Annotated in this window: 12 protein-coding genes; 9 read left to right on the top strand and 3 right to left on the bottom strand. The window is 77.3% G+C overall.

Going from position 1 to position 13421, the window contains the following annotated elements; all coding sequences use genetic code 11:
- Positions 1 to 305: 305 nt before the first annotated feature.
- From ACFXAM_RS32475 to ACFXAM_RS32440, 8 genes are all read left to right on the top strand, one after another.
- Positions 306 to 1724: a helix-turn-helix domain-containing protein gene (locus ACFXAM_RS32475; protein WP_380296703.1), complete on the top strand. Its 1419-nt coding sequence runs from the start codon at positions 306 to 308 to the stop codon at positions 1722 to 1724.
- 190 nt (positions 1725 to 1914) lie between these two features.
- Positions 1915 to 2172 carry a hypothetical protein gene (locus tag ACFXAM_RS32470; protein WP_380296701.1) on the top strand — a complete coding sequence of 86 codons (258 nt, stop codon included), beginning with the start codon at positions 1915 to 1917 and terminating at the stop codon, positions 2170 to 2172.
- Between the two features lie 224 nt (positions 2173 to 2396).
- A complete protein-coding gene (locus tag ACFXAM_RS32465; RefSeq protein ID WP_380296699.1) occupies positions 2397 to 4643 on the top strand; it encodes an Hsp70 family protein in 2247 nt (748 codons plus the stop codon).
- Positions 4643 to 4948 carry a hypothetical protein gene (locus ACFXAM_RS32460; protein WP_380296697.1) on the top strand — a complete coding sequence of 102 codons (306 nt, stop codon included), beginning with the start codon at positions 4643 to 4645 and terminating at the stop codon, positions 4946 to 4948. Before ACFXAM_RS32465 ends, ACFXAM_RS32460 begins: the two co-directional genes overlap by 1 nt.
- 58 nt (positions 4949 to 5006) lie before the next feature.
- The gene (locus tag ACFXAM_RS32455; RefSeq protein WP_380296695.1) at positions 5007 to 6587 is read left to right on the top strand and encodes an Hsp70 family protein; all 1581 of its coding nucleotides are present in this window, start codon (positions 5007 to 5009) and stop codon (positions 6585 to 6587) included.
- Entirely contained in the window at positions 6587 to 7036 is a 450-nt protein-coding gene (locus ACFXAM_RS32450; protein WP_380296694.1) for a hypothetical protein, read from the top strand. The genes ACFXAM_RS32455 and ACFXAM_RS32450 overlap by 1 nt, the downstream gene beginning before the upstream one ends.
- Positions 7033 to 9012: a dynamin family protein gene (locus tag ACFXAM_RS32445; protein ID WP_380296692.1), complete on the top strand. Its 1980-nt coding sequence runs from the start codon at positions 7033 to 7035 to the stop codon at positions 9010 to 9012. Before ACFXAM_RS32450 ends, ACFXAM_RS32445 begins: the two co-directional genes overlap by 4 nt.
- Positions 9009 to 10796 carry a dynamin family protein gene (locus ACFXAM_RS32440; protein WP_380296690.1) on the top strand — a complete coding sequence of 596 codons (1788 nt, stop codon included), beginning with the start codon at positions 9009 to 9011 and terminating at the stop codon, positions 10794 to 10796. The genes ACFXAM_RS32445 and ACFXAM_RS32440 overlap by 4 nt, the downstream gene beginning before the upstream one ends.
- Before the next feature lie 79 nt (positions 10797 to 10875).
- Here ACFXAM_RS32440 and ACFXAM_RS32435 read toward each other — a convergent pair whose 3' ends face one another.
- Positions 10876 to 11706, bottom strand: coding sequence for an alpha/beta fold hydrolase (locus ACFXAM_RS32435; RefSeq protein ID WP_380296689.1), 831 nt, complete (start codon positions 11704 to 11706; stop codon positions 10876 to 10878).
- On the bottom strand, positions 11703 to 12233 hold the full coding sequence (locus ACFXAM_RS32430) for a MarR family winged helix-turn-helix transcriptional regulator (RefSeq protein WP_380296687.1): 531 nt from the start codon (positions 12231 to 12233) through the stop codon (positions 11703 to 11705). The genes ACFXAM_RS32435 and ACFXAM_RS32430 overlap by 4 nt, the downstream gene beginning before the upstream one ends.
- Before the next feature lie 185 nt (positions 12234 to 12418).
- On the opposite strand from ACFXAM_RS32430, the gene ACFXAM_RS32425 reads away from it, so the two are divergent.
- On the top strand, positions 12419 to 12952 hold the full coding sequence (locus ACFXAM_RS32425) for a GNAT family N-acetyltransferase (protein ID WP_380296685.1): 534 nt from the start codon (positions 12419 to 12421) through the stop codon (positions 12950 to 12952).
- Positions 12953 to 12963: 11 nt separating this feature from the next.
- Here the strand turns inward: ACFXAM_RS32425 and ACFXAM_RS32420 are convergent, their stop codons facing one another.
- A complete protein-coding gene (locus ACFXAM_RS32420) occupies positions 12964 to 13275 on the bottom strand; it encodes an ArsR/SmtB family transcription factor (protein ID WP_380296683.1) in 312 nt (103 codons plus the stop codon).
- Positions 13276 to 13421 lie beyond the last annotated feature (146 nt).

Genomic DNA, 13421 nt, shown 5'->3' with positions numbered 1-13421 from the left:
GTCGAGGAACTGCCGGATGCCCCGGCCGGGGGGGGCCACCCCCGCCCGGCCGCGGGGATCGGGGGGGGTGGGGGGCCGCCCCGGCCCCGCCGCCGAGGCGGGGGGGGGGGGCGCCGGGGGCGGGGCGCGGGCGGGGGTGGGGCGGCCGGGATGGAGAGGTTGAGACCAAAGAGTGGAGAGGTAGAGACCAGTTACCGAAAGTGGTCGAGACCACCTCATGTACGACGGAGGCCCTCGTCCAGTACCGTCCTTCTGAGCGGACCTCCCCACCGGAAGGCCCGGAAAGCACTCGGGAGGGCAGCCCCGTGCACCGGAACCGGGCGGCGACCAAGCCGACCGAGGACGAGGCCTGGCGGGCCTTCGGGCTTCGCCTGCGCCAGTGGCGCCGCCGGGCCGGCCTCACCCAGGCCCAGCTCGGCGCCGAGATCGGCTACGACCACACCGCCGTCAGCAAACTGGAGCACGGCACCCGGCGCACCAGCCCCCGGATCGCCGACCGGCTCGACGACCTGCTGCTCGCCGGAGGCGAACTGCGCGCCGCCTGCCGGGTCGCCGAGGAGGGCGCCCTGCCGGCACCCGTCGCGCTCCCGGCCGCCCCGGCCCCCGCCGGCCCGCCGGCCGCCCCGGGCGACTGGACCCGCGCCCCGCTGCCCGGCCCGCCCGTCGCCGCCCTCACCCCCGCCCTGCCGTCCGGCCTCGCCACCCAACTGCCGGTCCGCCTCCCGGACTACGGACTGCTCTGTCCGCTGCACGACGCCGCGGGCTGCGACGTCCCCCCGCCCGCCGACCTCGCCGTCCTGCACGCCGCCTTCCGGGCCGCCGACCCCGCCGCCGCCCCGCCCCTGGACCCCGACACCGTGCACGCCCTGGCCGGCCTGCTCGCCGCCCACCTGCGGGCCGGTGACAACCCCGGCGCACCCGGCACCGAGGCCGTCGAGGACACCCTGCGGGTCGTGCTGCGCCGCCTGGCCGCCCACCCGGCCGGCCCCGCCCGCCGCCCGCTCGCCCGGCTCGCCGGGGAGTACGCCCACGCCGCCGGCGCGCTGCGCATGCAGGACGGCCGCAACGCCACCGCCATGGCCTGCTTCTCCCGCGCCCTCGGCTGGGCCGAACTCGCCGAGGACGCCGCCACCCAGGTCGCCGCGCTCAGCGACATGAGCTTCCTCGCCCGCCTCGACGGCGACCCCGCCGCCGCCCTCGGCTACGCCCACGAGATCGCCCGGGTCGCCCCCGCCCGGCACTGGGCCGGGGCCATGGGCCAGATCGGCCTGGCCCGCGCCCATGCGATGACCGGCGACGTGCGCGCCACCGTCCGCCACATCGCCCGCGCCCGGCACCACCTCGACCACATCGGGGTGCACGACGAGTCCGACGCCGCGTGGCTGTCCATCGCCTCGATGCGGCTGCGGGTCGAGGCGGGCGCCGCCGCCGCGCTGCGCGACGCGGCTGCCGCCGTCGACGACCCCCGGCTCGCCCGGCTCGCCGTGGGCGCCGCCGAGACCGCGCTCGCGCTGCTTGCCCCCGACCAACTGCCCTCGGCCCGGCTGCTGTTCACCGTCCGGGTGGCCGACTGCCATCTGCTGGCGCACGACCCGGGGGCCGCCGCCGAGCTGCTCGGGTCGGTGCTGGCGGCGGGCGACGGCGAGGACGGGCTGCCGCCCCTCGTGCGGCGCGAGCTGGCCGGGCTGCGCAGCCGCCTGGTCGGGCACGGCCTCGCGGGCTGAGCGGGGCCCTCGCGCACCGGCCGGCCCGTCGTCCGGTGGCCGGACCGTCGCCCGATGGCCGGCTGTTGCGCAACCGTTGCCCGAACGCCGCCGATCGGTGCGGAGACCGAGACACGCCCGCCGGGGCGACCGAGACATGGCCCGGACATCCTTCGAGGTGCACCGCTTCGCACCGCAGAAGGAGAGCACCGTGAACACGCCCGGGACCGCGACCGCCGCCCGGCGGCGCCGCTTCGGCCGCGCTCTGGTCCGGGGGGCGTTCGGCGCCGGGGCCCTCACCGTCCTCGCGTCCCTGCTGCTGATCGCCGCCGCCTTCGCCGCCGACGCGCGGACGGGCGAGAACTGGCAGCCCGCCGGCGTCCTCGGCTCGATGGGCCTGCTGCTCGGCGGCACGATCCTGGCCGTCGGTGCGCTGGCCCGGACCGCCGTGGCGGGGACCGGCCGGTAGCCGGCGGCCGGGGGCCCGATGCCCTCCCCGGACAGCCCCGTGCGGTTCGCGAACGGAACTGACGGTCCATCAATATCCCTCTGTGAACTGTCCATCACGACATCGCATCGGTTCCCGGCGAGCGGTCCTGAAGCGGCGGAACGGGCTGATCCGCCGCTGCTATCCTCGCCGCGAACCCGGGCCGGAACCCTCACCGCCGGCCGGGTGCGTCCAGGGGGTGGAGCGTGGCCGAGCCGGTGCTCGTGGTGGACTTCGGAACGTCCTCCTCGGCGGCTGCCGTGGTGCTGGACCGGGGCGAGCGGTTGGTGAAGGAACCGTCCAGCGGGCTGCTGTCCTGGCCCTCGGCGGTCTGCGCGGACGGGGCCGGACGGCTGCTCGTCGGCTCGGCCGCCGAGCACCGCAAGCGTGCCGAACCGGCCGGATACCGGGCCGAGTTCAAGCGCGACCTCGGGGAGCGGGCGCCCGTCCCGCTCGGCGAGCGGCGGTACCCGGTGAGCGAGCTGGTGGCCGCGGTCCTGGCCGAGTTCCGGGCACAGGCACGGGCCGTGGCCGGCCGCGGCATCGACCGGCTGGTGGTGACCGTGCCCGCCTCCTACGGGCCGGTGGACCCGCGGCGTGAGGCGATGCTCGAAGCCGGTGCGGCGGCGGGCTTCGGCAGCGTCGAACTGCTGGCCGAGCCGGTGGCCGCCGCGCACGCCACCGTCGCGGGGGAGCCGTTCGCGCCCGGTGAGACGGTCCTGGTCTACGACTTCGGGGGTGGCACCTTCGACACCGCGCTGGTGCGGATCGGTGCGGAGGGCGCCTCGCACACCGTGCTCGGCCACGCCGCCCTGGACGACTGTGGCGGCCGCGACATCGACGCCCTGCTCGCCGGCCGGATCCGCGAGCGCGGCCGGGACTGGCTGGAGCCGCTGCTCGGTGCGGGCGGTGCCGGAGCGCTGCGGGCGCAGCTGGAACTCGGCGACTTCGTGCGCCGGATCAAGCACCAGCTCACCGAGTCCCCGACGGTCGAGGACTACCTCACCCCGCTCGGCCCGGCCAGCCGGGTCGCCCGCGACGAACTCGAAACGCTGATCGGCCCGTTGCTCGACCGCACGGTCGCCTGCTGCCGCCAGCTGCTCGCCGACTGCGGGGTGCGGCCGAGGGCACTCGACTCCGTCCTGCTGGTCGGCGGCACCACCCGGGTCCCGGCCGTCCGGGCCCTGCTCGCCGACCGGCTGAACCGCCCGCTGCGGGTGGTGGAGGACCCCGACCTGGCGGTGGTGCACGGCGCCGCCGCCTGGGCCGCGCGCTCCGCCGACCGGCGGCTCAGCCCGCTGCGCCAGGCCGCCCGCACCCGCCCGCTGGCCTGGGGCTTCCCCGCCGATTCGGCCGAGGTCGCCGGGTGGAGCGTCCCCGCCGCCACCGCCTACCCGGCCGGTGCCGCACTCGGCTCGCTGCGGCTGCCCGACGGCAGCCTCTGGGAGCTGACGGCCGACGAACCCGGCACGGTGGTCCGGCAGTTGGTGGCGCCAGGGACGGCCGTCGGCCCCGGGGAGTGGCTGCTGGCGGTGCAGCCGGTCGGCGCCGCCGACGACCCGGACCCCGCCTCGCGGGCCCCCGCGCCGCCCGGCTACCCGCCACCGCCACCGCCCCGCCCGGCCTGGCGCGGGCGGACCGGCACGGCGATGCTCGGACTGCTCGGCATCTTCCTGCTGGGCTACGGCCTGCTCGGCCTGACCCACCGGACCGATCCCGGCCGGGGCATGTTCCTGATCATCGGCTACGCGGCCCTGGTCGGCCTGTTCGCGGCCGTCGCCGCCGGGTGGGGCGCGGGCCGGGCCTGGGGCGCGGCGGTGGGCGCCGCGGCGGTGCTGGCGCTGTCCTGGGCGGGCTGGGCCGGTGACATCGGGTTCTGGTACCGGCCGTGGTCCGATCCGCCGTTCGGCGAGAGCCCGACGGTGTACCAGTTCCAGCAGTTGGGCCTGATGCTGCTGGGCACCGGGGTGGTCGCCGTCGCCCTGACGGTCCGGCGCCGCCGCCGCGAGGACGACGCGGTGCCCTGGGCGGGGTGGCTCGGCCTGCCGGGCGCGGTGCTCGCCGCCGCCGTGACCTGGTTCGCGGTGAACGCGCCGGAAGGGGCGTACCACGTGTTCGACGGGCAGGGTGTCCTGCGGGTCACGTTGCCGTGCCTGGCCGCCGCGGTCGCCGCGGCACTGACCGTGTACGGCGCCACCGGCGGTCCGCGCGCGCTGCTCGGGGCCGGTGCGGCGTTCGCCGTCGTCACGGCGGCGCTGATCGTCTCCGGGGCCGAGGACCTCCCCCACGGCCGGTGGCTCGTGGTGACGGCCGCCGCCGTGGCCGCCGCGGGGGGCGTGAGCGGGCTCGGGACCGCCGCCCGCCTCCGGCGCGAGCGGGTCTCCGGCCTGCCGGCCGCCAGCTGGTGCGCCCTGCTGTACGCGGGCCTGGTCGTCCTGAACGGAGCGCTCTGATGTCCGGTACCACGATCCACGGCGGCTGGCTGCTCACCGACGACGGCGTCTTCATCCTCGGCGCCGCCCTGCTGGCCACCGTCGCGGTGACCTGTGCGCTGGCCGCCGTGCGCGGCCGGGGCCACTCGGCCGGCGCCCGGGCGGCGCTGGGGCTGGTGGCGCTGGCCGCCGTGGCGCTGGCGTTCGTGCTGGCGTCCGTGAAGGCCTCCGGCTTCCTGCCCGCGCTGCTCGGCGTGGCGCTGCCCTACGGCCTGGCCGCCGGCGCGGTCGGCTGGGCGGTGCGGCTGGCCCGCCACGGCGACTGACCCTCCCGCCGCGCCCGGGCGCGGCCCCCGGAACACCTCAAGGAAGGAAGGGCGCGGCGTGACCGAACCCGTGCTCGTCGTCGACTTCGGCACCTCCTCCTCGGCGGCGGCCGTCGTCCTGGACGGGCGTGAGCGGCCGTTGAAGGAACCGTCCAGCGGGCTGCTGTCCTGGCCGTCGGCGGTGTCCGTCGGCGCGGACGGCAGACTGCTCGTCGGCTCGGCGGCCGAGCGCCGCAAGCGGGCCGAACCCGACTCCTACCGCGCCGAGTTCAAGCGCGACCTCGGCGAGCGCGCACCCGTCGTGCTGGGCGGCCGCCCGTTCACCGCGGTCGCCCTGGTGGCCGCCGTGCTGGCCGAGTTCCGGGCACAGGCACGGGCCGTGGCCGGCCGCGGCATCGACCGGCTGGTGGTGACCGTGCCCGCCTCCTACGGGCCGGTGGACCCGCGCCGTGAGGCGATGCTCGAAGCCGGTGCGGCGGCGGGCTTCGGCAGCGTCGAACTGCTGGCCGAGCCGGTGGCCGCCGCGCACGCCACCGTCGCCGGGGAGCCGTTCGCGCCCGGTGAGACGGTCCTGGTCTACGACTTCGGCGGTGGCACCTTCGACACCGCGCTGGTGCGGATCGGTGCGGAGGGCGCCTCGCACACCGTGCTCGGCCACGCCGCCCTGGACGACTGCGGCGGCCGCGACATCGACGCCCTGCTCGCCACGGGCGTCGCAGCCGCCGGGCGCGACTGGCTCGACCCGCTGATGGCCGCCGGGGCGACCCGCGCCCGGCTCGAACTCGGCGACTTCGTCCGGCGGATCAAGCACCAGCTGAGCGAGGCCCCGGAGGTGGAGGACTACTTCACCCCGGTCACGCCGTCGAGCCGGGTCGACCGCTCCCAGCTCGAAGCCCTGATCGCGCCGTTGCTCGACCGCACGGTCGCCTGCTGCCGTCAGCTGCTCGCCGACTGCGGGGTGCGGCCGCGGGGCGTCGACGCGGTGCTCCTGGTCGGCGGCACCACCCGGGTCCCGGCCGTCGCCGCGCTCCTGACCGACCGGCTCGGACGGCCGCTGCGGCTGGTCGAGGACCCGGACCTGGCCGTGGTGCACTGCGCCGCCGTCTGGGCGGCCCGCTCCGCCGAGCGCCGGCTGCTGCCCGCCGCCACCGAACCGGGCGCGGTGCCGCTCGCCTGGGACCTCGGGGCGCCGGCCGAACTCACCGAGTGGCGCGTCCCGCTGGGCGCCGGTTACGAGGCAGGCGCCGCCCTCGGCACCCTGCGCACCCCCGAGGGCGCCCTGCTGGAGCTGGCCGCCGCCGCGCCGGGCCGCGTCGTACGCCAACTCCGCGCCCCCGGCGAGACGGTGAGTGCGGGGGAGTGGCTGCTCGCGGTCGAGCAGCGGGCGCCGGAGCCGGTGCCCGCGCCCGGGCTCGGGCCCGCCGGGGCGGCGCCGGGCCCGGTGGCGGCCCGCCCGGCCCTGCACCGGCGCCGGTGGTGGCGCGTCCTGGTGTCCTCGCTGTTCGCGCTGGACACGTTCGTCGCCACCGCTTCGTCCGGCAACCTCGCCGTCGGCCTGCTGTCCGGGGCCGTGTTCGCCGGGCTGGTGCACCTGGTGGGATACGGGGTGGGCCGGGCACAGGACCGCCGGAGCCGATGATGAAGGACGACAGGATGTTCGACCCCGGCGGCGGAGACCCGCTGCACCTGCCCGACCAGCACGACGCCGTCGAGGGGTTCGCCGAATTCGTCGGGGAGGTCGCCGAGTTCGTCACCGACCTGGTCGAGGACGTCACCGAGCTGATCGACCTGTTCGACGAGCAGGCCGCCGAGCGCGCCCTCGCCGAGGACGCCCCGGACACCGAGGCCCCGGACGCCGGGTCCCCGGCGGAGGGCAGCGCTGCGGCGGAGGCCGCGGCCGTGCTCGTCGACCCCGTGACGGGCGTCGACCCGACCGACTTCATCCACGGCATCCTCACCGCCGACGCCGATCAACTCGCCTCCATGGAGGACCAGTTGCGAGGCCTCGCCGGGCAGGGCGAGTTCGGCCCCGTCCTGCCGCCCGTCCTGCCGCCCGACCTGCCGCCAGACCTCCGAGGACCCGCATGACCCCCGGCGCCCCGCCGTCCCCCGCCCGCGCCCTCGACGCGCTGCGCGCCGACACGCTCGCGCTCTACGCCGCGCTGCGCCCGGCCGCCGCGGCGGCCCGGCACGCGCTGACCGCCGAGCGCCTGGCGGCGGCCGAACGGCGGCTGCGCGAGGGGACGTTGACGGTGGTGGTGTGCGGGGAGTTCAAGCGCGGCAAGTCCAGCCTGCTGAACGCGCTGCTGGAGGAGCCCGATCTCTTCCCCCGGGACACCTACTTCGCCACCAGCCTGGTCACCACCGCCGCCTTCGGCCCCGTCGAGCGGGTGGTGGTCACCCTCGACCCGCCGGAGGAGCGGCCGGACGGCGAGCCGGAGCAGGTGGAGATCCCGCGCGGGCGGATCGCCGAGTTCGCCACCGAGTCCGGCAACCCGGGGAACGTCAAACGGGTGCGGCTCATCTCCGTCCGGCTGCCGAACCCGCGGCTCGCCTCCGGCCTGGTGCTGGTGGACACACCGGGCGTGGGCGCGGTCTACCAGGCGCACACCGCGGTCACGGCGGGCTTCCTTCCGCAGGCCGACGCGCTGGTGTTCGTCGCCGACGCGACGCAGCCGCTGACCGAGAGCGAGCTGCGCTTCCTCTCCCGGGCCGCCGCCGCGTCGCGGGCGCTGGACGGCACCGACGGGCTGGTCTTCGCCCTCAGCAAGATCGACACCGTCGGCGACTACACCGCGATCCACGCCAACACCCTCGGCAAGCTCGCCGCCGCCACCGGCCTCGCGCCGCAGGACGTCCCGCTGGTGCCGGTCTCCGCCCGCGCCAAGCTGGACTTCCTGGCGGACGGTGACCCGGAGGACCTGGAGATCAGCAACTTCGAGGAGTTCGAGCGGGTCCTGTGGTCGGCGCTCGCCCGGCGCCGGGCCTCGCTGCTGGTCGGCGGCGCGCTGGCCGAACTGGAGGCGTCGGCGCGCACCATGCTCGAACCGGTGGACGCCGAGCTGCAGGCCCTGCTCGACGACACCCGCACCCGGCTCGCCGAACTCCAGGCCGACACCGAGGAACGCGAGCGCCGGATCGCCGAACTCGCCTCCTCCCAGGCCGGCTGGCGCCGCGAACTCGTCGACGCGGTGGCCGAGCTGGGCCGCACCCTGGGCATGCGGGCGCAGCAGGAGCTGGACCAGGTCTGGCACCGGTTCCGCACGGAGTACCTCTTCGACGACGCGATGATCGCCGAACCCGACCGGCTGGTGGGCCAGTTGGCGGCCGACGCGGCGCTCGTCACCGGAACGGTCGGCGAGCTGGCCGGGCTGCGGGCGGCCGAGCTCCAGGGCGACTTCGCCCGCCGCAACGGCCTGGAGCTGGACGCCCGCCCGAGCAGCCGGCTGCCCGAGCCGCCCGTCCCGCCGCTGACCGTGACCGGCCGGCTGGGCGAGGGGGAGCGGCAGTCGCCCGGCGGTGGCCGGCTGCGGGCGGTGACCTCCGGCTCCGGCATGGGCACGACGGCGGGGGGCCTGGCGGCGGGCGCGATCGGCGCGATCATCGGCACCCTGGTGCTGCCCGGCGCCGGGACGGCGGTCGGCGCCCAGATCGGCACCTCGATCGGCTCGGTGGTCGGCGCGCTGTTCGGCGGGGTCACCGGGTACCGGGGCGCCGTACGGGACCAGCAGCTCGCCGACAAGCTCGCCCGCCGCAACAGCCTGCGTGCCGAGCTGGAGGCGATGCGGGCCGGCCAGTACGCCCATCTCGCCAACGCGGTGCGGGACCTGACCCGCACGCTGGCGGAGGCGGTGCGCGCCGAGCTGGAGAGCCGGATCGCCCGCGAGCAGGCCGCCGCCCGGGACACCCTGGCCCGGCTGGAGTCCGCCCGCAGCGCCACCCGGGAGCAGGCCACCCGGCGGGCCGCCGAACTCGGCCTGGAGCGGCGGCCGTTGACGGAGGTCAGGGCCGGGGTGGAGCGGCTGGGCGCCCGGCTGACGGCCCTGCTCGCGGAGCCGCGGTGAGCACGGGAGGCGGCGGCCGCTGGTGGCGGTTCGGGCGGGGCGGCGGCGAGCAGCCGCCCGCGCCGCCGCACGCCCCCGGCCCGGCCCCCGCGCCGACCCCCGCTGCGCCCGAGCCCGAGCCCGAGCCCGAGCCGGGCGTGCGCGAGGCCACCGAGCGCGCCGTCACCGAGCGCGCCGTCACCGAGGCCGCCGCCCTGCTCGGCCCCCGCCACCGCGCCCCGGCCGCCCTCCTCCCCGCCCTGGACGCGCTCGACGGCTACCGCGACCTGGCCGTGCGCCCGATGCGGGTCGCCCTGGTCGGCCGGGTCAGCGCGGGAAAGTCCACCCTGGTCAACGCCCTGCTCGGGGCCCACCGGGTGGAGACCGGCGCCGAGGAGCTGACCTTCAACGTCAGCCGCCTCACCCACGGCGCCGAGCGCACCGTCACCGTCCACTACAAGGACGGCCGCCCCGCCGACCACCACCACCCCGACGACCTGCGCGCCCTCACGGCCCGGGCCCGCGACGACGACCAGGCCGGGCGGGCCCGGCTCCAGGCGATCGACCACCTGGTGGTCACCGACCCCAGCCCGTACCTGCGCTCCTTCGACCTGGTCGACACCCCCGGCCTGGACTCGGTGCTCGGCGCCGACTCCGCCAACACCCTGCGCTTCCTGGGCCGTTCACCGGACGAGGTGCGGGCCGACTCGATCGGCCACGCGGGCAGCGCCGACGCCCTGGTGCTGGTCTTCGCCCGCGGGCTCGCCCAGGGCGAGGAGGAACTGCTCGCCGACTTCACCGGCGCCGGTTTCGGCCCGGGCGCTCCCGGCGGCCCCGGCCCCGGCCCCGGCCCCGGTGCCGCCCCCGCCACCCCCGGCCCGGGCGGCGCGCTCACCACCGTCGGGGCCCTCACGAAGGTCGAGCTGTACTGGCCCGAGCACCCCGACCCGCTGGCCGAGGGCCGCCGGGTCGCCGACCGGGTGATGACCGCCGCCGGCGGCACCCGGCTGATGTACGACCTGCGCCCGCTGTGCAGCCTGGTCGGCGCCGCCGCCGGGCAGCTCACCGAGGCGGACCACGCCGACCTCGCCGAACTGGCCACCGTCGAACCCGCCCTGCTCGCCCGCCGCGCCGCCCGCGGCCCGTACTTCACCACCCGCCCCTACCCCGACCTGCCCGTGCCGGCCGACCGCCGCGCCCACCTGTTCGGCCTGCTCGCCGGCTACGGCCTCACCCTCGCCTGCGGCCTCGTCCGCGACGGCGTCGACGACCTGCCCACCCTGCGCGCCGAACTCGACCGGCGCAGCGGCCTCGCCGACTTCCGCCGCCTGCTCGCCGACCACTTCGGCGCCCGCGCCGACCTGATCAAGCTGCGCCGCATCGTCGACCGCGCCCGCACCCTGCCCGACACCCTCGCCGCGGACCTCCTGCCGCCCGACCCGCCGTCCGCCGCCCGGCTGCGCGCCGCCGTCGACCGCGCGGTCGGCCGCTTCGTCGACCTGGAGGTCCAGCAGCACGCCTTCCGCGAACTGACCGTGCTGCGCGACTGCTACGACGGCCGCCTGACCGGCCTGTCCGCCGACGACCTGCTCGAACTCCGCCGCGTCATCGGCGAGTTCGGCACCACCACGGCCGCCCGCCTCGGCCTGCCCGAAGCCGCCTCCCGCCCCGCCCTGCGGCGCCACGCCCTGGCCCGCCTCGCCCACTGGTCCACCCTGACCGCCGACCCCACCTTCGCCGGTCCCACCCGCCGGGCCTGCCAGGTCCTGCGCCGCAGTTACGAACGCCTCGCCGCCGGCCTCTGACCGGCTTCCGGGGGGCGCTGACCGGCCGCTGCGCCGCCCCGGGGCCCGGCGGTCCGGCGGTCCGGCGGTCCGGGAGCCGTCAGAGGGCGGCGAGGAAGGCGTCGAGTTCGCGCTCGAACAGGTCCGGGCGCTCCAGCGGGACCATGTGCGCGGCGCCGGGCAGGACCAGCGCGCGGACGTGCGGGGCGGCGTCGGCGAGGGCGCGGGCGTTGGCCAGGATGTCGGCGCCGTCCAGTTCGCCGGTCAGGACCAATGCCGGTGCCCTCAGCTCGCCGAGCCGGTCGGCCGCGCCGGCCTCCAGCGCGCTCCCGGCGCCGAAGCCGGCGGCGTGGCGCAGCACATGGGCCGTCACCGAGGCGCGCAGCCGCTCCCGCAGGGCGCCGTCCACCTGGTCGGGGGAGCGGTGCGGGCCGTCCGCCCACATCCGCAGGAAGTGCTCCACGAAGCGGTCCACGCCCTCCGCGCCACCCGCGCCCAGCGCGGCGATCTGCCGCTCGGTGTGATGGGCCACGAACGGGTCGGTGAACGGCCGTCCGCTGACGCCGGGGGCGGTGAGCACCAGACCCGCGACCTGCCCGGGGTGGGTGAGCGCGGTGTCCAGGGCGATGCGCGCGCCGAGCGAGAGCCCGACCAGCACGGCGCTCGGCACGTCCAGGTGCGTGAGCAGGGCCCGCAGGTCGTCGGGGTGGGAGTGGTCGCCGGTGACGGGGGAGGAGCGGCCGTGGCCGCGGGCGTCGTAGCGGACGACGTGACGGCCGCGGGCGGCGAGCCGGGCGAACTGCTCGTCCCAGCTGTGCCGGTCCAGCAGCCCGCCGTGCAGCAGGACGACGGCGGGCCCGGCGCCCTCCGCGACCTCGTAGGACAGTTCGCCGCCCGTGACGGGTGCGGTGCCGGTGCGCGTGTCGGTCATGGTCCGTCCGTTCCTCCGTCGTCGTTGCGCCCGCCGTGGTCCCGTTCCCCGGCGGCGCGCTCCAGCTCGTGGAACACCTCGCCGAGTCGGTCGAGCACCCGCAGGGCGGTGGCGACCTCGGCCGGGTCCAGGTCGCCGAGGTGGCGCCGCAGTGCCTCGCGCTCGGCTCCCTGGACGCGGGCGAGCACGGCCTCGCCCCGGGGGGTGAGCCGCACCAGCGAGGAGCGCCGGTGTTCCGGGTTGGCGGTGGTCTCGGCCAGGCCGAGCGCCTTGGCGTCGTTCACCAGGCGCTGCACGGGCTGGCGGTCCAGGTCCAGCGCCCGCGCCAGCTGCGGCACGGTCCGCGGCCCGCCGCGCCGCAGCGCGTCCAGGACGGCGTGCTGCCCGGCGGTCATGCCCGTCCCGGCCAGCCCGCGTTCGACCGCCCGCAGGACCACCCGGTGCACCGGCCACAGCCGCCGGATCACCTCGTCCAGCAGTCCTTCGACGGCGGGGCCGTCCTCGCCCGCTCCTCGGCTGACACTCATGGTGTCATCATGACATCGGCAGTGTCATGAAGGGAAGGCGGCCGGGCGGATCGGCCCCGAGCGCGCCGAACGTGCCCCGGGCCGTCGACCGGCCGCACCACTTCCCCGGCCCCGCCGCGATGGCCCGCCCGTTGTCCACGGAAACCCGCTTGCCGCCGGGGGCGTGATCGCCTTGGCTGGGCGGCATGACCGACCTGTACACCGACCGCCTCCTGCTGCGCGGCCGGCGCGCGTCCGACCTCGAACCATGGGCGGCGGTGAACGCCGACCCCGAGGTCCGCGAGCACCTGGGCGACGTCCTCACCCGCGCGCAGAGCGACGCCTCCGTGGCCCGCTTCCGGGCCGACTTCGGCCGGCGCGGCTACGGCTGGTGGGCCGTCGAGGCCCGGGCCACCGGGGAGTTCATCGGCTTCGCGGGGCTGGACGACGTCGACGACGGCCTCCCGTTCACCGGCGTGGAGATCGGCTGGCGGCTCGCCCGCGCGGCCTGGGGCCACGGCTACGCCACCGAAGCCGCCCGCGCCGTCCTCGCCTTCGGCTTCGGGACCCTCGCGCTGCCCGAGGTCCTCGCCGTCACCACGGCCCGCAACCTCCGCTCCCAGGCGGTCATGCGCCGGCTCGGCATGACCACCGACCCGGTGGACGGCTTCGACGACCCCGGCGCCCCCGAGGGCCCGCTGCGCCGCAACGTCCTGTTCCGCCTCGCCGCGCCGGCCTGAGCGCCGGGTGCTCACTCCTCCGCGAGGAGGATCGCCAGCAGGCCGGGGAAGCGCTGCTCGATGTCGTCGCGGCGCAGGGTGGCCATCCGGCTGTTGCCCCGGTTCACCTGACGGACCAGCCCGGCCTCGCGCAGGGTGCGGAAGTGGTAGGTGACGGTCGCCTTGCTGACGGGCAGCGCGAACGAACTGCACGTCCGCGCCCCGTCGGCCGGCCCGGCGGCCAGCTCCCGCACCACGCGCCGCCGCATCGGGTCGGCCAGCGCCGCGAGGACCCGGCCGAGCTCGATCTCCGCCGGCTCCGGGTGTCCTTCGTCGTCGGGCATGGTCCTCGCCGCCTCCTAGGTATGACTTGCATCTTACCTCCTCGGTCGCCTGGACTTGTCCGGTCGATCATGTGCGGAGCCAGATGACGAGGGCGGCTGCGGTGACGGTGCCGAGGTAGACGTAGCCGCGTTTGTCGTAGCGCGTG

Source organism: Kitasatospora sp. NPDC059462 (assembly GCF_042749955.1).
Lineage (GTDB): Bacteria > Actinomycetota > Actinomycetes > Streptomycetales > Streptomycetaceae > Kitasatospora.
The sequence above is the reverse complement of the archived record's forward strand: the minus strand, read 5'-3'. Positions and strand labels throughout refer to the sequence as shown.

What these genes read in the sequence shown, in the direction of transcription:
- ACFXAM_RS32430 (WP_380296687.1), bottom strand. Translation starts at nt 12,233, where the DNA reads ATGAGTGTCAGCCGAGGAGCGGGCGAGGACGGCCCCGCCGTCGAAGGA.
- ACFXAM_RS32425 (WP_380296685.1), top strand. Translation starts at nt 12,419, where the DNA reads ATGACCGACCTGTACACCGACCGCCTCCTGCTGCGCGGCCGGCGCGCG.
- ACFXAM_RS32445 (WP_380296692.1), top strand. Translation starts at nt 7,033, where the DNA reads ATGACCCCCGGCGCCCCGCCGTCCCCCGCCCGCGCCCTCGACGCGCTG.
- ACFXAM_RS32460 (WP_380296697.1), top strand. Translation starts at nt 4,643, where the DNA reads ATGTCCGGTACCACGATCCACGGCGGCTGGCTGCTCACCGACGACGGC.
- ACFXAM_RS32420 (WP_380296683.1), bottom strand. Translation starts at nt 13,275, where the DNA reads ATGCCCGACGACGAAGGACACCCGGAGCCGGCGGAGATCGAGCTCGGC.
- ACFXAM_RS32450 (WP_380296694.1), top strand. Translation starts at nt 6,587, where the DNA reads ATGAAGGACGACAGGATGTTCGACCCCGGCGGCGGAGACCCGCTGCAC.
- ACFXAM_RS32435 (WP_380296689.1), bottom strand. Translation starts at nt 11,706, where the DNA reads ATGACCGACACGCGCACCGGCACCGCACCCGTCACGGGCGGCGAACTG.